The organism is Paenibacillus lactis (assembly GCF_017873605.1).
Lineage (GTDB): Bacteria > Bacillota > Bacilli > Paenibacillales > Paenibacillaceae > Paenibacillus_AQ > Paenibacillus_AQ lactis.
In genome coordinates this window covers 140,789-160,346 of sequence record NZ_JAGGKI010000002.1, presented here as the reverse complement: position 1 = coordinate 160,346, position 19,558 = coordinate 140,789, and the positions used below count along the sequence as shown (strand labels likewise).

Here is a 19,558-nt window from a genome sequence, read left to right as displayed (position 1 = left end):
AGCAAATCGATAGATTCCGAGAATAGGATGTAGTAGAAAGACATCAGAGGAAGGGTAGGGATATGCCATGGAATGGAGCATTATTGCACAGATGATCGACCCGAGGCTGTCCTTGGTAGTTGTCGCCTGCTGGGTCATCGGCTACGTGCTCAAGCAAACGCCAAAGGTTCCGAATTGGAGCATCATCTATGTCGTTATCGTGGTATCCATTTTGTTCACGGCAGGCCTTATAGGCTGGAGCGTTGAAAATATCATACAAGGTATTATCGCGGGCGCATTTGCCGTATTCGGCCATCAGGCTGTAAAGCAGACGGCAGAGGCGATTTCCGGAAAGAAGAAGTAAATGCCCGGCTTATCTTCGAGTACTCCAAGCGATTAGAGGCGGATATACGGCTTGGAGGCATAAGGACTGATAAAAAATCCAGCTCTTCTTCCTAAACAGCATCGGACAAGCAGACGAGGGAGGAATCGTTACGGGCGGGTGTCAAACGCAATCTGGGTAATCGCTCGAATCCCGGGAAGAAATGCTTCGTGCACCGAAGCATTTCTTCCCACAAAAAAGAAGGTGTTTCCTAAGATCTATCGATCTTATGGGGCACCTTCTTGTGTTATGCTCGGCATTTTTAGACTGTAATAAGGTAATGAGAATTACGGGACTGCCTCATAAAATCCTTACATGCGCTGAAACATAGCCGTATCCCGGCTGTAGTGGCTGACCAGACCGGTTTCTTCATTCCGGACACGGACTACGTCGGGCGTATAGCATTCGATGTATCCACGCTCAACCTCCACATACACGCTGGCGGGATCCTCTTCCCATACGGATACGAGCGTTTCCGACAGCGCAGCTGCAAAGAAATGAACGTCTTGCGACAAGTACCTACTATTTCGTTCTATATTCATTGTTTATCCCCTTGAGTGTTATTTTTCGGACAAAATCCGGCCGACCAATTCGTTCATGCCCTTCCAGGAATCCTTCAGGATGAATTCATGCTGAATATGCGCATTCCATGGACGCGGGATAAGGATCGTCTGCTTCCCCGCTTCCCTTGCCGCAATCGCGTTATGCGGACCGTCGTCGATCAGGAGATCGAACTCTACTAAATATTTGCGTTTGGCGACGAAAAAATTATCGAACGGTATAAACGGCATATGCGTCTGCAGCCATTTCCATTTCTCGGGCACGGAGGACGGGCGGGCAGCCGTAATGATAATGACGTCATAATCGTGCGTCATCCGCTCGACTTCGTCAATGGTATATTCATCAAAAATGTCGAGCTCCTCATATAAACCGGGCTTTCCGAAGAAGAAATCCTCCGAGCATTCGGGATGCCAGATTTCACTCAGGTTGTAGTCCGTAATCTGATCCAGCGTAAGCTGCAGGTCTTTATACTGTAAATTATGATAGTGAATGGCTTTGGGAATCAGGTGGCAGATCGTGTCATCCATATCAATCGCTACGATTTTTTTACTCATATCTCTATTATTCTCCCATAATCCGGAACCGGAATAAATATGATTTTCCCGTAATTGTAACGGACTGGATGAGCAATGGCAAACCATTCATTATTTTTTGGTCTTTTCCTTCAATTAAGACAGTACATGTCATGATTCATTCTTATAATGGAAGCACATTACAGGGCATAGGAGGATTTTAGGATGTCACATTCGTTTATCGACATTCAGGGAGCAAGGGAGAACAACCTGAAGAACGTGTCACTGCAAATTCCGAAGCGGAAAATCACGGTGTTTACCGGCGTGTCCGGTTCCGGCAAATCATCGATCGTGTTCGATACAATCAGCGCGGAGGCCCAGCGCCAGCTGAACGAGACCTTTACCGCATTCGCCCGCAATCGCCTTCCTCGGCATAAGCAGCCGGATGTCGATTCGATCGATCATCTGTCCACGGCCATCGTCATCGATCAAAAGCGGCTGGGCGGCAATTCCCGGTCGACGCTTGGAACGATTACGGATCTGTATTCGATTCTGCGGCTGCTGTTCTCCAGAGTGGGGAAGCCGTTCATCGGGTATTCCAACGCGTTCTCGTTTAATGACCCGCAAGGGATGTGCCCGGAATGCCAGGGGATCGGCAAGAAGGTCGAGCTGGATCTTAATAAGCTTCTGGATCCGTCGAAATCGCTGAACGAGGGAGCGGTGCTGTTCCCGATCTTTTCGGTAGACAGCTGGTATTTAAGAAACTACACGTATTCCGGTTTCTTTGATAATGACAAGAAGCTCTCGGACTATACCGACGAGGAGTGGGAGCTGCTGCTGTACGGCAAGGATCGCAAGGTGTCGTTTCCGTCCAAGGGCGGGCCGATCGAAGCCGAATTTGAAGGGCTCGTTCATAAATTTAATCGGCTCTACATTCAGCGGGACAGCAGCGAGCTGTCCGAACGGACGATGAACCATGTCAAAAATTTCATCACGCACGCCCCTTGCCCGTTATGCAAAGGGACCCGGCTCAGCCAAGCGGCTTTAAGCTGCCGGATCAACGGCTACAATATTGCTGAGTGCACGGCGATGGAGATCCCGGAATTGAAGAAGGTCATTGAGAGCATTCGGGAGCCGAGCGCGCAGACGATGGTGGACAGCTTAACCGAACGGCTGCAGCATTTGATCGATATGGGTTTGGATTACCTGACCTTGAATCGGGAGACGACCACCTTGTCCGGCGGCGAGTCCCAGCGGGTCAAGATGGTCCGTCATCTGGGCAGCAGCTTAACCGATATGATGTATGTCTTCGATGAGCCGAGCGTCGGGCTCCATCCGCGGGATGTGCAGCGACTGAACGGGATGCTGCGCAAGCTGCGCGATAAAGGGAACACGGTGCTGGTCGTGGAGCATGACCGGGATGTGATCGAAATCGCCGATCATGTGGTGGATGTCGGGCCTTACGCGGGAACCCGTGGGGGAGAGATTGTTTTTCAAGGAACGGTGGAAGAGCTGTACAGCCAGGAGGACACCTTAACCGGGCGCTTCATGAAGCAGAGCTTGCCGATTAAAACAAGCTTCCGAAAGCCCTCCGGCCATATGAGGATTTCCGGCGCGAACGTGCATAATTTGAAAAACGTGACGGTCGATATTCCGGAAGGCGTGCTGACGGTTGTCACTGGGGTAGCAGGGTCGGGCAAAAGCTCGCTCATTCACCATGCCTTCCTGCCGGAGCATCCCGAAGCGATTGTCATTGACCAGTCTGCCGTAAGCACCTCGATTCGCTCGAATCCGGCCACCTACACCGGAATCATGGACGATCTTCGGAAACGGTTTGCCAAGGCGAATGGACAGAGCCCGTCGCTGTTCAGCTTCAATTCGAAGGGAGCCTGCCCGGAATGCCAAGGGTTGGGCTTTATCTACACGGACTTGGCCTTTATGGAAGGCGTTGTGTCGCCATGCGAAACATGCGAGGGACGACGCTTCAGGGACGAGGTGCTCCAATACAAGCTGAATGGCAAAAGGATCACCGAGGTGCTGGATATGACGGTGCTGCAGGCGCTGGATTTTTTCGAAAACAAGGAGATCATCCTTCGTCTCCAGGCGCTGCATGATGTCGGGCTGCATTATTTGACGCTTGGTCAGCCGCTCAGCACCCTCTCCGGGGGAGAGAATCAGCGCATCAAGCTGGCGAGCGAGCTGCACAAGCAGGGCAAGGTGTACGTGATGGACGAGCCGACGACCGGGCTGCATATGTCCGATGTCGGGCATTTGATCGAAATCATGAACCGGCTGGTGGATAACGGTAGCTCGGTGATCGTCATCGAGCATAATCTGGACGTCATCCGGCAGGCGGATTGGATTATCGATATGGGGCCGGAGGGCGGCAGCCGGGGCGGAACGGTTGTGTTCGAGGGTACACCTGCGCAGCTGGTGAAGGCGAAGCATTCGCTCACCGCCAAGTATGTGGTGTGATTAATCATCCTTAAGACCTGCGATGCTGGAGTTGTCCTAAACCGTGGTGTTTACTGCTGCGGGGCAGCTCTTTTTCAGTAAGTCCCCCAGCAGCTCCGATTCAGGAGGCCCCCCAACGTCTCCGATTCACACGAAGTCCTCAAACAGTGCCAATGAAGAAGTCGCCTTAACAGCTCGTTTCAGGAAGCCTCACCGACCAACTCAGGATGGCCTCCCACATGGAGGGCTTATAAGCAGGGCAATCCGGCAATACTGGATGCAGCGGCAGGTACAGGAGAGGCATGGAGAGCAGTTTCCGAATGATGAGCGGGCCGCTCTTACGCCGGGTGCAGATACGCCGGCTGAAGATGCGTCAACTGAAGTTACGTCAACTGAAGATACGCCGGCTGCAGTTAGGTTAGCTGCAATTACGCCAGCTGAAGTTCCGTCAGCTGAAGTTACGTTAGCTGCGATTACGCCCGCTGCAGTTAAGTTAGCTGCAATTACGCCAGCTGAAGTTCCGTCAGCTGCAGTTACGTTAGCTGCGATTACGCCCGCTGCAGTTACGCCAGCCCTCTCCTGCCTGCACCATTCAATCATTGCAGCGTCCTGTCAGCTACCGCACGGGCCGCATACATAACGGGGGATACTAACAATGCGAACAGTATGGTGGAAAGAAGTTGTCGCTTATGAGATATACCCGCGCAGCTTTATGGATACGAACGAAGACGGCATCGGCGATCTTCCTGGCGTCATTTCCCGCCTGGATTATTTGAAGGAGCTCGGCATCGACGTGATCTGGATCTGCCCGATCTATAAATCGGCCAATGATGACAATGGCTATGATATCAGCGATTATCATGCCATCATGGAGGAATTCGGCTCAATGGAGGATTTTGACCGGCTGCTGGCGGAAATTCACGACCGGGGCATGCGGGTGATCATGGACCTGGTCCTGAACCACACGTCGGATGAGCATCCGTGGTTCATTGAATCCCGGTCTTCCCGGGACAACCCCAAACGGGACTATTACATATGGCGCGACTCCAAGGAAGGGGCAGAGCCCAACAATTGGGCGTCGATGTTCAACGGCTCCGCCTGGGAGTACGATGAGCAAACCGACCAATATTACCTGCATCTTTACTCGAGAAAGCAGCCGGATCTTAATATGGAGAATCCGGAGGTGAGGCAGGAGCTGATCCGGATGATCCGCTGGTGGCTCGACAAGGGCATTGACGGCTTCCGCGTGGATGCCATAACGCATATCAAAAAAGCGCCGGGTCTCCCGGACATGCCGAATCCGGGCAATTTCCGCTATGTCGATGCGAATCCGGGCCACCGCAATATTGAAGGCATTCATGACTTTTTACAGCAGTTCAAGCGCGAAGCCTTTGCGGAGTATGACATTATGACGGTGGGCGAGGCCAGCGGAACCGATGTCTCCGAGGCCGATCTGTGGATCGGTGAGGAGAACGGGGCCTTCAATATGATTTTTCAATTTGAGCATGTCAGCATGGATTTCGGAGCGGAGGGCCGCTGGGATTTTGCCCCGTGGGATTTGGCGGAGCTGAAGCGTATTACCCGCAAGTGGCAGAAGGGACTTGAGGGCGTCGGCTGGAATGCGCTGTTTATGGAGAATCATGATCAGCCGCGCTCCGTCTCCCGTTTCGGCGATCCCGTGAATTTCCATAAGGAATCCGCCAAGATGCTGGCTACCTTCTTCATGCTCCAGCAGGGGACGCCGTTCATTTATCAAGGACAGGAGATCGGCATGACCAATGCGGATTTCAGCGAGCTGAGCCAATACCGGGATGTAGAGATCTACAACTATTACCGGGAGCGGCTGCTGGACGGGAAGGACGTGGAGGAGACGATGCGGAGAATCGCATATCGGGCACGCGATAACGCAAGAACCCCGATGCAGTGGGATGACTCGTTGTACGGAGGCTTTTCGACCGTTGTGCCGTGGATCCGCACGAACCCGAATTACCATGAGATCAATGTACAGCAGCAGGAGAAGGATCCGGACTCGATCCTGAACTTTTACAAAGCATTGATTCGCCTGCGGAAATCCAGTCAAACGCTCATTTACGGCACCTATGACGATTGGCTGGAGGAACATCCGGAAATTTTCATGTATTCCCGAAGCTTAGAGGATGAGGCTTATTTGATCGTCTTGAACTTTTTTGGAAACACCCCCGAGCTTCGCATGCCCTCCCCGTGGCGGGAGCGCAAGCTCGAAGTCGTTCTCTCCAATTATACGCCAGCCGAAATTCTACAGGACCGATTCACGCTGCGCCCTTATGAAGCGGTTGTATATCGTGTTACACTACAGGGGAAAGCGATTACTTGAGATTCGAGGTGTTGTCAGTATGTCACAATCGAAAATGATGGCAGCGGCCGTTCTGGACAAGCCGATGTCGATCGGCGTGAAGCAGGTTCCCGTTCCCGAGCCGAAGCCGGATGAAGCGCTCATTCAGGTTTACTGCATCGGCATTTGCGGTTCGGATGTCCATTACTATGAACATGGGCGCATCGGCAGATATGAGGTTAAGGAGCCGCTGATTCTGGGACACGAGCTAGCAGGCATTGTGGTTCAGACCGGGGATCGAGTGACGAACGTATCGGTAGGAGACCGTGTCGCCGTCGAGCCGGGCGTAACCTGCGGTCGCTGCGCGTATTGCAAGAGCGGCCGGTACAACCTCTGCCCGGATGTCGTATTCATGGCTACCCCTCCGGTGGATGGGGCATGGGCGGAATACGTGGCGGTTCGCAGCGATTTTCTGTTTAAGCTGCCGGACGATATGTCTTTTGAAGAAGGGGCGCTGCTGGAGCCGCTGTCCGTTGGTCTCCATGCGGTTCGCCGCGGCCGGATCCGCCCGGAGGACCGGGTGCTGGTGCTCGGCCTCGGACCGATCGGCCTCTTGGCCATCGAGGCGGCCAAGCTGTCCGGGGCATCGCAGGTGTACGGAAGTGATGTAGTGGAATTCCGGCGCGATTTGGCGTCGCGGATCGGAGCCGCTGGCGTAATCAATCCGCTGTCGGATGACGTGCCTGAGCGGCTGAAGGAGCTGACTGGAGGAGAAGGCGTCGACCTGATCATCGAGACGTCCGGCAATGCAGTCGCGATTGGAAGCTCCATCGGCTACGTGAACCGTGGCGGACGGATCGTGTTTGTCGGCCTGCCGACGAAGGACGCCATTCCTGTCGATATCGGCGCACTGGTGGATGCCGAGCTGGACGTGTACGGCGTGTTCCGCTATGCCAATACGTATCCGGCGGCGATTCGATTGCTGCAGAGCAGCAGCAGCCGGATCCGGGATATCATTACCCATGAATTCCCGCTGGACCGGATCCAGGAGGCCGTGGAGCTGGCCCGGACGCAGAAGGACACCAGCGTGAAGGTTATGATATATCCGGGACGGACGTCATAAAAAGCGCCCATTCGTTCGTTTCTCGGCACAGCAGCACTCTGGATGATACGGTTCTCTAAATTTCATTAGTGCCTAATCCCAAAAGTTACTTAGCAGCAAGCGCCCGGCTCCAATCATCATGGAGCCGGGCTGCTGTACATTTTGGGGATTCGTTAAATGTATGTCTTCCCAATAAAGGGGTGAAATCCTCCCAAGCCTCTTATTCCGGATGGGCATTGCTCATCCAGCTGTCAATGCGCAGATCCCCGGCGTAGCCTTCACGGGATGAGATTTCGCTGAGCCTCTGTTCCGCTTCCTCCCGGGTATCGAATCCGCCAATCGCGGCAATGAAACCACCGCCGGCTGTCTTAATGAACGTTACGTCATCTTCGTAGTATATCTCCTCGAGGATTGCGAGGGACTCTCCCTGCGGCATAGCTTCACTACGGATATAAAACACTTCGCGCGGCGTTGCCTGTTTGCCGGTAAAGGCAAGCTTCAGCTCGATATACCCCGGATCCCGATACTCCGACACGCTGTGGGTCACACCATCCTTCAACTCTACCACAAAACGCATGGCGGAATCATCCAGGATGATATTTTCATAGACGTCCTCCACAAGCGAAAGAGCCAGCAGATCGCTCTTGACTGCATCGTAATCGAAATTTCGAACGCCGTTGAGCGTAAAAATGAGCCGGTTCGGCGCTTCCCGGTGCTCTACGGTATAGGAGGGCACGCTGGATACCGTTTCGCCTGCCTGGTCGAAGTTGATGCGAAGCACATCTGCTACAGTTTCGGTGTTGACGCTTACGCCATCGGTCCGCTCACCGCCCCCGCCAAACTGAAGCACCTGCACAATGCTGCCCACAACCGGGACTTTGGACAAGGCATTGGCAACGCCCGGTATGTTAACGACAAACAACAGGGCGAGGCTTGCGGCAACCACGCTCGAGTATCGCATCAAGCGCAGGGATCTTTTGCGCGCGGCCGCTTTGTGCCGGGCCGACTCCATCACATTAGCCAGCTGAGCCGGAATCTCGATCTGTTCATAACGATCCTTACCTGTCATATCCCTCGACCTCTCCTTCGATCAAATATTGTTTAAGCTTTCCGATGATTCGGTAAAACCGGGTTTTGACCGTGTTCTCCGGCAGTTCCAGGACATCGGCCATGTCTCTGAAGCGCAGGTCCTCGAAAAATTTCAAAATAATATACGCCTTCTCCTCCGGCGCAAGCCGGTCCATTGCCTCATATAAATCCAGCTTCTCTTCCAGCGGAACGGCAAGCTCGGCGGCCGCGTACTCCTGGGTCTGATCCTCCATAAAGGCGATCCGCTTGTTCCGGTTCAGACGATCGAGCGCGCAGTGAATCACGATCCGGGTAATCCAGGATTCGAAATACTGCGGCGTCTTCATCCGCTCGAAGGAAAGATAAGCCTTGTAAGTCGCCTCTGAGACGATATCAAGCGCGTCCTGCTCATTTTTGACATAACAATATGCCACCCGGTACAGCTTGCCGCTGCACCTCGTAATATGTTCGCTGAACTGCTGTTGCGAAAGTGCCTTGGCCAGTTCACTCACTCCTTGCTATTTAACGTCTTAATGATGCTGTACAGGATCGATTGCAGCATAAACCGATTGCTTATGCGTCAAGTCGCTGCCGCTGTATGAAACTCGGCCGAAGCTGCATAAACACGATTGCCACTGTCTAAACTCCGTTACACCTGCTTAAAACACGGATTGTTTCTGCGTCAAATCTTGCCGCTCATATAATCGGTTGTTGCTGTACAGGATCGATGCTCGCGCGCGCATCATTGGCTGGCCAGCTTCATGCTTGTTAGCCACACCGACTATTAGACCGAGTAGGAGCCGAAATAGTTTTAGCGCATGACTAAAAAGTCATGGGAGTTTCAGGAAACCCTTAGACGCCAGAGTAGAAGACATCTTTCACGCAAGGAATTCCCTGGGGTGATTTCGTTTCTTGGGGTTAACAAGCGATAGGGAATAATGTTAACATGTGAGCATATAAGATTAGGAAGCGAGGCCGGAACATGTAGGTTACTACCCCACCACCCATACAATTGAATACTGAAAGAAACGGGGTAGAACCATGAATAACAAATCTTTCCGCTATCTCTGGACCGGTCAGGCCCTCGCCAATTGCGGCGATTTATTTTACGTTGTCGGGCTAATGGCGATCGTCCATGAGATCACGGGATCTGCCATGTATATGGCTATGATTCCTTTTGTTACTACGCTTGCTCGATTTATTAGCGGGGGCTTTGCGCCCGTACTGATGGACAAATATGCCCTGAAGTTGCTGCTTCTCATCTCGCAATGGGGAAAAACAACAGCACTGCTGCTGCTCGTCATGACCCGATATGCACTGGGGAATCAAGAGATGACGGTGTATGTGATTCTTGGCATGGTGTTCCTTATCTCGTTCCTGGACGGCTGGGCCGCTCCGGCGAGCCATGCAATGCTCCCGCGGCTTGTTCCGCGGGATGAATTAACCCGGGCGAACAGCTTCGTTGCCGTAGTTGACCAGATCATTCAGCTAGGCGGCTGGGCTGCCGGAGGAATGCTGGTCGCCATGGTCGGAGGCGGTCAGGTCATTTGGCTGACCGTCGTACTGGCAGCGGCTGCAGCTGTTTTGATGAACAGGATGGAGGATCCGCTCGTTTCAGGCGACTCAAGCGAACGGAGGGACCGTCCTCCGTATTGGAGCTCCATGCGTGAAGGCTGGGTACTCATCTGGAAACAGCCTGCTTTGCGGACGATCCACGTCATATATGTGCTGGAATCCATTGCCGGAGTCGTGTGGATCGCTGCTATCCTATATGTATACGTGTCCGAGGTGCTGCACAAGGAAGAGGCTTGGTGGGGATATATTAACGCCAGCTTTTTTCTGGGATTGATGGCAGGCGGATGGTGCGGCATGAAGGGCTCGAGGTGGATTGATCGCCATATCGGCAGCTTAACCGTATATTCCTCCTTCGGCATCAGCCTGATGACGCTTGGCTTCGGAATGACCTCGATGCCGTGGCTGGCTTTGATGTTTTCGGCAGGGTTTGGTCTGTTTGATCAGCTCAAGGCGGTTTCATTGCAAACCATGCTTCAGCGGAGCGTGTCCCTGCAGCTGATGCCCAAAGTGTATGCGGCCCAAAGCTCGCTGATCTCACTCGTTTTTGGAGCGTCTACGCTGTTGTTCGGGTATGTCACAGACCGGTTTGGTGTCAGGGCGACCTTTATGGCAGCGGCAGGGATATTGTTCTTATCTGGCTGCTACGCGTTCGGGGCACGGTCCCGATGGCCGTCGGGTAAAAACGCTCCAGATAAGGCGCAATGAAAAATACGCTGGGGCATTTTTTCGTAATGCAGCACGGGTCCGTCATATGTACCGAATAGGGATTTGTGTCGGCAGTAGAGGGCGATTGTCGCGCCACAGGTACTTAAAAGGGTCCTGTAGCGGCAGTAAAAGGCGATTGCCGCGTTACAAGTACTTAAAAGGGTCCTGTTTTCAACTGCAGAAGGCAGGGGGCTACTCGGTCCGCCCGATTTCGGATGATCAAGGGATTATCATTCATATTGAAAGACGAGCTCTATGGCTCGTCTTTTTTGGCATAATATAGACCATTTGATAAGCTGTCCAGGAGCGGAGGATGTTAGCAGATTGCCGTGCTTTTCATAGGTCGGGAATTGCTGCTTACACTTACAATCATGCACATCCCCTGATGGGCAGCTTTAGCTGCAGCCGTGTACAAAAAGACTCCCCCAAGACGCTGAGATCGGGGGAGTCTTATAAAGAATTATGCACGTTCTACAGGGAAGGGCCAATCGCAATCCAAGATATGAAGCCGTAGGCCAGATTGCAGCCGGGCTGGCGCACAACCTCGAGCACGGCGCTGTCTTCTTGCTGGGATTTCAGCGAAATTTGGAAGCCGGGATTGTTGCTCATGCCTACGATGACATAGTTGATGCCGCCAAAAGGCTCCTCAAATTGAACCCCCACTTCGGCTTTGGCCTCGGGGCCGCTCAAAACGAAAGGCGTCATTCCATATTGTTGGAGCTTCGCCTGGCCGGCCGTACCGCGCACTGGCGTAAATCCGAGATGGCGGCTTTGAATGGAGCCATCGGCAATTTGCGTGCCGCCCAGAGAACCGTCAGCGACATGAGAACCTGTAATGGCACCTTGCGCAATATGGTCGCCGGTGATGGAAGCATCGGCGAGGGTGAAACCGTCGAAGGCATCCGGCCCGAGATGGCGGCTTTGAATGGAGCCATCGGCAATCTGCTTTCCGCCCAGAGAACCGTCAGCGACGTGCGACCCCGTAATAGCGCCCTGCGCAATATGGTCGCCGGTAATGGAAGCATCGGCGAGGGTGAAACCGTCGAAGGCGTCCGGCCCGAGATGGCGGCTTTCGATGGAGCCATCGGCAATTTGCGCACCGCCCAGAGAACCGTCAGCGACATGAGAACCTGTAATGGCACCCTGCGCAATATGGTCGCCGGTAACGGAAGCATCGGCGAGGGTGAAACCGTCGAAGGCATCCGGCCCGAGATGGCGGCTTTGAATGGAGCCATCGGCAATTTGCGCACCGCCCAGAGAACCGTCAGCGACGTGCGACCCCGTAATAGCACCCTGCGCAATATGGTCGCCGGTAACGGAAGCATCGGCAAGGGCGAAGCTGCTGAAGACGTCCGGTCCGAGATGGCGGCTCTCGATGGAGCCATCGGCAATTTGTGTGCCGCCCAGAGACCCATCGGCAACATGAGAACCTGTAATAGCACCCTGCGCAATATGGTCGCCGGTAACGGAAGCATCGGCGAGGGTGAAACCGTCGAAGGCATCCGGCCCGAGATGGCGGCTTTCGATGGAGCCATCGGCAATTTGCGCACCGCCCAGAGAACCGTCAGCGACGTGCGACCCCGTAATAGCGCCCTGCGCAATATGGTCGCCGGTGATGGAAGCATCGGCGAGGGTGAAACCGTCGAAGGCATCCGGCCCGAGATGGCGGCTCTCGATGGAGCCATCGGCAATCTGTGCACTACCCAGAGAACCGTCAGCGACATGAGAACCTGTAATAGCACCCTGCGCAATATGGTCGCCGGTAACGGAAGCATCGGCGAGGGCGAAGCTGCTGAAGACGTCCGGGCCGAGATGGCGGCTCTCGATGGAGCCATCGGCAATTTGCGCACCGCCCAGAGACCCATCGGCAATATGAGAACCTGTAATAGCACCCTGCGCAATATGGTCGCCGGTAACGGAAGCATCGGCAAGGGCGAAGCTGCTGAAGACGTCCGGTCCGAGATGGCGGCTTTGAATGGAGCCATCGGCAATTTGTGTGCCCCCCAGAGACCCATCGGCAATATGAGAACCTGTAATAGCACCCTGCGCAATATGGTCGCCGGTAACGGAAGCATCGGCGAGGGTGAATCCGTCGAAGGCATCCGGCCCCAGATGGCGGCTTTCAATGGAGCCATCAGCAATTTGCGCGCCGCCGAGCGACCCATCGGCAACATGCGATCCCGTAATAGCGCCCTGCGCGATGTGGACTCCGGTGACAGCGGCGTCGGTCAAATGAGCGCTGGTCACTGCCCTCATTCCCAGCTTGGCACTGTCAATGGCTCCATCGGCGAGGGTAAATCCGCTGAAGGCGTCCGGTCCGAGATGTCTGCTCTCGATGGCGCCGTCGGAAATGTGCGAGCCTGCAATGGTTCCATCCGCGATCTTATCTCCAGTCATCGTTCCTTCAGCTATGAGTTCCGCCGTAATCGCCCCGGCTTCGATATGCTCTGTACTGATGCAGTGCATCTGCAGGTGGTGGGGAAGGACCGCACCTTCGGCTAACTGCCGGGATCTTACCGAACCCGACTGCAGTTGATCCACGCCGACACTGTCTGGCTGCAGATGCACGTGCCCTACGGATTGATTCCCCAGATGGGCGGCATTAACGGAATAAGGCGCCAGGTGATGGCTCTGAATCGCGAACAGCTCAATATGATTGGAACCGACAGAACCTTCTGCGATATGCTGGCTGTTTACAGAGTCCTCCGCGATATGACCTGCAAGAATGCTTCCTTCCGTGAGATGGGAAGAAGTAATACTTGTTTCTTGAATATGGTGCGACCCGACCGAATCCGGAGCAAGATGGCGATCCGTTACGGCATTGTTCCCGATATGCTCTGATTTGACAATGTCTGCCCCTAGATGCTCGGACTGAATACTCACCTGCTGCAGGTGCCCGGAGCTGATGGAGAGCGGCTTGATTTTGTCCCCGCTCACGGAGTTTGGTTTCAGAGCCTGCTCGGATACCGACTCTGGGGAGAGATGGGCTTCCGAGACGGACCGATCTCCCAGCTTGGAGCCCGGAATGCTGCCGTCATTAAACAACATCTCCGGAGAGCGGGCTTCGTCCGCTAAGTGATTTAATGTGATGGATTTTTTCTTCAGGTGGTAACCGTAAATCGCTTCCTGCACAATATGCTTGCCCAAGATGGATTCCAGGCCGAGATGAGCGCCTTCTATTGCCTGCGGTGCGATTTTGTCTGAAGTAACCGCCTGGTCCTGGATCGCCTCTCCCGATACGGAACTTGGGGACAGGTGGGCCGATTGTACGGCCTTCTGGGCAATCTTATCTGCGGTGACGCTGCCCTCCGCAAGCTTGGAGGAAGTAACGGCAAGATCCACAAGCTTGTCGGTCGATACGCTTTCCGGCGACAGCTTCAGCGATGTAACGGCGTGGTCGCCCAGATGGCGGGGGACAATGGCGCCGTTCGCGATGGCGGATTCGGTAACGCTGTCCGGTGCAAAATGCTTCGGAATCAGGCAGCCCTCCGCAATATGAGCCTGATTTACCGCTTGTTCAGCCAGGTGCCGGGCCGAAATGGCTTGAACGGCGACATGGTCCGATTTAATGCTCGAGTTCTGAATATGATGCGTTTTGACCGAATCCGGAGCAAGATGGCGATCCGTTACGGCATTGTTTCCGATATGCTCTGATTTGACAATGTCTGCCCCCAGATGGTCGGACAGGATGCTCTCCTGCTGCAGGTGCCCGGCGCTGATGGAGAGCGGCTTGATTTTGTCCCCGCTGACAGAGTTTGGTTTCAAAGCCTGTTCGGATACCGACGCAGGGGAGAGATGGGCTTCCGAGACGGACTGATCTCCCAGCTTGGAACCCGGAATGCTGCCGTCATTAAACAACATCTCCGGAGAGCGGGCTTCGTCCGCCAAGTGATTTAATGTGACGGATTTTTTCTTCAGGTGGTAACCGTGGACGGCTTCCTGAACAATATGCTTGCCCGAGATGGATTCCAGGCCGAGATGAGCGCCTTCTATTGCCTGCGGTGCAATTTTGTCTGAAGTAACCGCCTGGTTCTGGATCGCCTCTCCCGTTACGGAACCCGGGGACAGGTGGGCTGATTGTACGGCCTTCTGGGCAATCTTATCTGCAGTGATGCTGCCCTCTGCAAGCTTGGAGGAGGTAACGGCAAGATCCGCAAGCTTGTCGGTCGATACGCTTTCTGGCGACAGCTTTAATGATGTAACGGCGTGGTCGCCCAGATGGCGAGGGGCAATAGCGCCATTCCCGATGGCCGATTCGGTCACGCTGCCCTCCGCGATTTTGTCCGCCGTGACCGAGCCTCGCGCAAGCGCCTTGCTCTGTACGCTTTCGGCCTTGAGATGCCTTGCTTCAATTGCTTGGTCGGACAGATGGGCCGAGCGCACCGCTTCTTCCTGAAGAGCGCTGGTTCCGACACTGCCTTGAGCTAGGTGATGCTGCAACACCGACTGTTTGGCGATATTGACGGAGGTGACGCCATCAAGCGCAATGATCGCTCCGCCGACAGAGCCGAGCGCCAGCTTGCTGCTTGTGACGCTGCCAGAAGCCAGCTGCTTTTCGCCAATGGATTCAGGCTGAAGATGCTGCCTGGCTACGGCGCCGTCGGCCAGATGCTGCGGTCCGACCGCTTTAGGCTTTATGGCGGATCCGGTTACGCTTTCCGCTGCAAAATGCTTCGGCGTCAGGCTGCCCTCCGCGATATGGGACGCTTTCACCGCTTGCTCAGCCAGATGTTGGGATGAAATCGCTTGATCTACAATATGGGCCGATTCTACCGATCCTTTGCTCAAATGCCGGGTCTGCACCGCTTCGTTAGCAATTTTGCTCGGGAGAACGCTTTGGTCTGCGATCTTGGAGGCAGTGACGGCTTGCTCCACCAGCTTCGCCGTATGGACAGACTGGTCGGCCAGCTTGAAGCTTGTAATGCTGGAATCGGCAAGATGCCGAGAAGCCACGGCGCCAGAAGCGAGTTGCTCATCTCCAATAGAGCCATGTCTGATTTGCTCGGTACCGATCGCGCCGTCCGCGATATGGCGGGAGAGGATGGTGCCAGCCTGTAGATGTGCCGAACCAACGGCGCCTTCGGCGATTTGGCTAGAACCGACGCTGCCATAAGCTAAATGCTCGGCAGTGACCGATCCGGGTGCCAAATGCCCGCTGTCTACGGAGCCTTGTTGGATATGTGAGCCGGAAACGGCACCATATTCAATCTTTTCGCTGCTGATCGCGCCGTCACGGATTTTGGTTGTCGTGACTGCGTAGTCAGCGAGCTTGGAGGTGTGCACGGCTCCGTTGGCCAGATGCCGGGTTTCGATCCCGCTGGAGGCAATTTTGTCGCCTCTGACAGATTGATCGTCAAGCAGCTCCGTCGTCACGATCAGATGCTGCAGGTGGCGGGCCGTCACGGCGCCATCGGCAATTTTATTCCCTTCGACCGAATGATCCGCGAGCTTCTGGGCAGTGATTGCGCCGTCTTTGATTTTGCTTCCGTTTACTGCGCCGTCGCGGAGCTTCCGAGTGGATAGCGAGCCGTCCATCAGGTGATCGCTGGTAATGGACAGGGGGGCGATCTTGCTTGAGGTAACGGCCTCGTCCGTGATATGGATGCTGCTCACGCTGTAATCCTGAAGCGCCTCGGCTCCTACGGCACCGGGTGCGATTTTGGAGGCGGTCACGGCCCGGGAGGCAATGCGGCTATCGGTAATCGCATATTCGCCGATATCTTCGGTGTATATGAATGCTCCCTTCACTCCGGGCATTTCCCTATCGGCCAGCAGCTGCTCTTGTTCAGCATGTATGGCCGCAAAGGATGAGGTATCGGCAGGTTTCTCTTGGCTCGGGAAAACTTCGCTCAATGGATTGCTCGGGTTCTGTTCCGGCAGAATATCGTGGATGACCTGTATCTGTTCCTGTATCTGTTCCTGTATCTGTTCCTGTATCTGTTCCTGTATCTCTTCCTGTTCCTGCCTTATCTCCTGTTCAAACTGTTGTTCGTTCTCTTTCTCCTGCTTCAGTTCAGCTAGACCAACAAGGTCTTCCTCGGAATCCAAGACGGAAGCCGCGGACAGGATGCGGGCCTCCTTGTCTTTTTTGGAGTTGCGTCCCGTACCTCGCCCCAGCAGGTCAATCTCCCGGGTACTCGGATCGACTCTGAAGGGCTGGGTAGAGGAGGATGAGGTTTTCTTCTTTTTTTTCAAAACGGCACACTCCTTCTGAATACTAAATCGTCTCCGATATCCTATGCAGACGCGTAGGCGGCTGTCACAGATGTTTCGGGAGCTTAGCAGACGAACGGCCGGGGCTTTTATCAGGGGGCCTCTCCGATAGAAGTCGCCATGGGGAGCTGCCGGTAAAATGGAAAAGGGACCCGGCTGTGCAGCCAGGTCCCTTATTGCGGCGTGAAATGCGCCGCCTATAAAATTTAACCCCTGACAGACGCATGCGGTCTGTACAGTCGGTTCCGTGTGTGAAGTCATTCAAGAATCATTACTTCCAAAACAACAAAAGCCCTGCCTCTCTTTCGTCCTTGCGGCTCCGATGACCGCTCCAGTGTGAATCAGAAAACGTTCCTTAAAACTCTTACTCTTAGGGTCATTAAATAGGAATTTTCCACTTCATCTGAGATGTAATATCAATTTTCGAGGAACTTACGGGGTTAAACTTCATGTAACAGTTTATTATTATATCATAGTTGGGCCCGATAAGCAAAAATATTCAAGAATCTTGGCGAATGAGGTTTAAAGTTCTTGATTTTTTTGGCATTTCCAACGATATTCATAGTAACGACAATTTTAGCAAATTCGATAATTATCCTCATTTCATGCGGGATTTTGTGAATGATGCTGCAGACCGATGTTCGGCTTAAACGGGGTGTTTATTTCTGTTACGAAAGTAGAGGCGGACCATGCAACTGTATAAGTCATTTCTTAATCAGCTTGTTCGGAATTATATGATCGGCTCGATTGCGGCTGTTCTTGTCGTCGGCGGCGTATTATTGGTAACGACCCTGGAAATTTCCTTCGAGGAAGGCGCGCGTCTGATGGTCATCCTTGCCATTTCGTTCATGATCATGAGCGTTTCGGAGCTCAGCGTCTTCCTGAAGCAGCTTAAGCCGATCCGTGCGGTCTTTGAAGAGGAAAACCCGGATCTGGATCTGCTTGAAAAAGCCTATTTACACGTGCATCGTATGCCGCGCCTCGCCGTTTATCGCATATTCGGCCCCCATCTGCTCGGGCTGTCGCTGCCGGCCATTCTCCTGACCTTATGGATGATGGAGCAGGGGAAGCTGAGCTTTCCTGCCTTTTACATATGGCTTGCGTCACTTGGAGCCGTTCTCCTTGCCAGCTGCCATGCCATGATTGAGTTCTTCCTGACGATTGCCGCCATTCGCCCGCTGATCAAGGGAATAAGGCGGAATGCGCTGTCGAGGTATGGTGTCGATTTCTCGCTGGAAGGGCAAGTATTCATGGCGATTCGCACCAAATTTTTGCTAAGCACGATGCTCATCGGCACATTTCCGCTCTTTCTGTTCTCGCTGGCCGTCCAGATTAGGCTGGAGGGGCTTAACAAAATTGCTCCGCAGCAGTATTGGGGTTGGGCAGGGTTCGTCCTGCTGCTCGGCGTCGGATTCGCATATGTCGGAGCATGGCTTTTAACCCAGGATTTACAGCGCCCCATCCGCCAGCTGTACCGGGCGATGAATGAAATTAAAGAAGGACGCCTTATCCAGACCTCGAATCTATATTCCGACGAATTCTCTACACTGATCGCGGGCTTCAATATGATGGTTCGCGGCCTTCAGGTGCGCGAGGAACGGAACCGTAAGCTGCTTGACAGCTACTTCGCGGCGCTTGCGGCCGCGCTTGATGCAAGAGATCCTTACACGGCCGGTCATTCGCTTCGGGTTGCGGAATATTCCGTTCTGATCGGCCGTCTGGCCGGTCTCAGCGAGGAGGAGATCGATCTGCTGCGTAAGACGGCGCTTCTGCATGATATCGGCAAAATCGGTGTGCGTGATCATATATTGCTGAAGGAAGGGAAGCTGACGGAAGAGGAGTTCAATCAGGTCAAGACGCATCCGCAGCAGGGCGAGAATATTTTGCTGCAGATTGAACCGGCCGACGCCATGGCTCCTTACCTGGAAGGGGTGCGATCCCATCACGAACGATATGACGGGTGCGGTTATCCGGATGGCCTGAAGGGCAAGGAAATCCCGTTGTTCGGGCGGATTATTGCCGTCGCGGATGCGTATGATGCGATGACGTCGGATCGTCCTTACCGCAGCGGCATGCGATCGGCGGATGCGCTGAATATATTGGAGGAGGGCAAGGGGACCCAGTGGGATCCGGATTTTGCAGGCATGTTCGTGAATTATATGAAAAGCGAGACAAAGGTGGCCTCGATTCGCTAAGAATGAGAGGCTGTTACATCAGACCTCAAGTACAGTTGATAGATAGATGCCCTGCGGGTCCTCATGGATTCGCGGGGCATTTTGCTGTGTTCGCCCCTCTGCTGCCTTGGCTATAGCATGGATGATAAAGCAGTGACCCTCCCTACAGAATTGGCGCCAGGTGAGGCAAGCGGTAGAAGGTGATCCTTCCATGACAGCTTCCTTCAAGGATTCAGAGCGGCAGCAGGCGGGTAAACACAATGTACAGACGATAGATGAATGCAGGAGTCATTACTTGATAGGGAGGCAGATATCTATGGATAACAACGTTTTTAAAGGGAAATGGAACCAGATCAAGGGTGAAGCGAAGAAGCAATGGGGCAAATTGACCGATGACGACCTGGATGTCATCGCCGGAGAGAAGGATAAATTGGTTGGGAAGCTGCAGGAACGCTACGGACATTCGAAGGATGCCGCAGAGCGCGAATATGCGGATTGGAGCGCCAGATTTCGGGATTAAAG

13 protein-coding genes are annotated in these 19,558 nt (G+C 54.0%); 8 read left to right on the top strand and 5 right to left on the bottom strand.

What is annotated here, in order from left to right; all coding sequences use genetic code 11:
- Positions 1-67 precede the first annotated feature (67 nt).
- Positions 68-343, top strand: a complete 276-nt coding sequence (locus J2Z18_RS03690; RefSeq protein ID WP_007130453.1) for a phage holin family protein — start codon at positions 68-70, stop codon at positions 341-343.
- Positions 344-672: 329 nt separating this feature from the next.
- Here the strand turns inward: J2Z18_RS03690 and J2Z18_RS03685 are convergent, their stop codons facing one another.
- Positions 673-903: a hypothetical protein gene (locus tag J2Z18_RS03685; protein ID WP_007130452.1), complete on the bottom strand. Its 231-nt coding sequence runs from the start codon at positions 901-903 to the stop codon at positions 673-675.
- A gap of 18 nt (positions 904-921) precedes the next feature.
- Positions 922-1,476 carry a 5' nucleotidase, NT5C type gene (locus tag J2Z18_RS03680; protein WP_210094196.1) on the bottom strand — a complete coding sequence of 185 codons (555 nt, stop codon included), beginning with the start codon at positions 1,474-1,476 and terminating at the stop codon, positions 922-924.
- Positions 1,477-1,659: 183 nt separating this feature from the next.
- Here J2Z18_RS03680 and J2Z18_RS03675 point away from each other — a divergent pair, with 183 nt between their 5' ends.
- From J2Z18_RS03675 to J2Z18_RS03660, 4 genes are all read left to right on the top strand, one after another.
- Positions 1,660-3,909: an ATP-binding cassette domain-containing protein gene (locus tag J2Z18_RS03675; protein ID WP_210094195.1), complete on the top strand. Its 2,250-nt coding sequence runs from the start codon at positions 1,660-1,662 to the stop codon at positions 3,907-3,909.
- 256 nt (positions 3,910-4,165) lie between these two features.
- Positions 4,166-4,528, top strand: a complete 363-nt coding sequence (locus J2Z18_RS03670) for a hypothetical protein (protein ID WP_028407336.1) — start codon at positions 4,166-4,168, stop codon at positions 4,526-4,528.
- 15 nt (positions 4,529-4,543) lie between these two features.
- A complete protein-coding gene (locus J2Z18_RS03665) occupies positions 4,544-6,241 on the top strand; it encodes a glycoside hydrolase family 13 protein (protein WP_007130448.1) in 1,698 nt (565 codons plus the stop codon).
- A 19-nt stretch (positions 6,242-6,260) separates the two neighbouring features.
- Entirely contained in the window at positions 6,261-7,322 is a 1,062-nt protein-coding gene (locus J2Z18_RS03660; protein ID WP_007130447.1) for an NAD(P)-dependent alcohol dehydrogenase, read from the top strand.
- A gap of 199 nt (positions 7,323-7,521) precedes the next feature.
- Here the strand turns inward: J2Z18_RS03660 and J2Z18_RS03655 are convergent, their stop codons facing one another.
- Positions 7,522-8,370, bottom strand: a complete 849-nt coding sequence (locus J2Z18_RS03655; RefSeq protein ID WP_210094194.1) for a hypothetical protein — start codon at positions 8,368-8,370, stop codon at positions 7,522-7,524.
- On the bottom strand, positions 8,360-8,881 hold the full coding sequence (locus J2Z18_RS03650) for a sigma-70 family RNA polymerase sigma factor (RefSeq protein WP_007130445.1): 522 nt from the start codon (positions 8,879-8,881) through the stop codon (positions 8,360-8,362). Before J2Z18_RS03650 ends, J2Z18_RS03655 begins: the two co-directional genes overlap by 11 nt.
- A 529-nt stretch (positions 8,882-9,410) precedes the next feature.
- On the opposite strand from J2Z18_RS03650, the gene J2Z18_RS03645 reads away from it, so the two are divergent.
- Entirely contained in the window at positions 9,411-10,649 is a 1,239-nt protein-coding gene (locus J2Z18_RS03645) for an MFS transporter (RefSeq protein ID WP_007130444.1), read from the top strand.
- A gap of 471 nt (positions 10,650-11,120) precedes the next feature.
- Here the strand turns inward: J2Z18_RS03645 and J2Z18_RS03640 are convergent, their stop codons facing one another.
- A complete protein-coding gene (locus J2Z18_RS03640; protein ID WP_210094193.1) occupies positions 11,121-16,844 on the bottom strand; it encodes a WIAG-tail domain in 5,724 nt (1,907 codons plus the stop codon).
- Between the two features lie 707 nt (positions 16,845-17,551).
- Here J2Z18_RS03640 and J2Z18_RS03635 point away from each other — a divergent pair.
- Both J2Z18_RS03635 and J2Z18_RS03630 read left to right on the top strand, forming a co-directional pair.
- The gene (locus tag J2Z18_RS03635; RefSeq protein ID WP_007130440.1) at positions 17,552-19,057 is read left to right on the top strand and encodes an HD-GYP domain-containing protein; all 1,506 of its coding nucleotides are present in this window, start codon (positions 17,552-17,554) and stop codon (positions 19,055-19,057) included.
- 295 nt (positions 19,058-19,352) lie between these two features.
- Positions 19,353-19,556 (top strand): CsbD family protein, encoded by a 204-nt coding sequence (locus J2Z18_RS03630; protein ID WP_007130439.1) that lies wholly within the window; start codon positions 19,353-19,355, stop codon positions 19,554-19,556.
- Positions 19,557-19,558: the final 2 nt, after the last annotated feature.

Bases quoted from the DNA above. Each gene is read 5' to 3' on its own strand.
- J2Z18_RS03690 (WP_007130453.1), top strand. From the start codon at position 68: ATGGAATGGAGCATTATTGCACAGATGATCGACCCGAGGCTGTCCTTG.
- J2Z18_RS03685 (WP_007130452.1), bottom strand. From the start codon at position 903: ATGAATATAGAACGAAATAGTAGGTACTTGTCGCAAGACGTTCATTTC.
- J2Z18_RS03680 (WP_210094196.1), bottom strand. From the start codon at position 1,476: ATGAGTAAAAAAATCGTAGCGATTGATATGGATGACACGATCTGCCAC.
- J2Z18_RS03675 (WP_210094195.1), top strand. From the start codon at position 1,660: ATGTCACATTCGTTTATCGACATTCAGGGAGCAAGGGAGAACAACCTG.
- J2Z18_RS03670 (WP_028407336.1), top strand. From the start codon at position 4,166: ATGCAGCGGCAGGTACAGGAGAGGCATGGAGAGCAGTTTCCGAATGAT.
- J2Z18_RS03665 (WP_007130448.1), top strand. From the start codon at position 4,544: ATGCGAACAGTATGGTGGAAAGAAGTTGTCGCTTATGAGATATACCCG.
- J2Z18_RS03660 (WP_007130447.1), top strand. From the start codon at position 6,261: ATGTCACAATCGAAAATGATGGCAGCGGCCGTTCTGGACAAGCCGATG.
- J2Z18_RS03655 (WP_210094194.1), bottom strand. From the start codon at position 8,370: ATGACAGGTAAGGATCGTTATGAACAGATCGAGATTCCGGCTCAGCTG.
- J2Z18_RS03645 (WP_007130444.1), top strand. From the start codon at position 9,411: ATGAATAACAAATCTTTCCGCTATCTCTGGACCGGTCAGGCCCTCGCC.
- J2Z18_RS03635 (WP_007130440.1), top strand. From the start codon at position 17,552: ATGCAACTGTATAAGTCATTTCTTAATCAGCTTGTTCGGAATTATATG.
- J2Z18_RS03630 (WP_007130439.1), top strand. From the start codon at position 19,353: ATGGATAACAACGTTTTTAAAGGGAAATGGAACCAGATCAAGGGTGAA.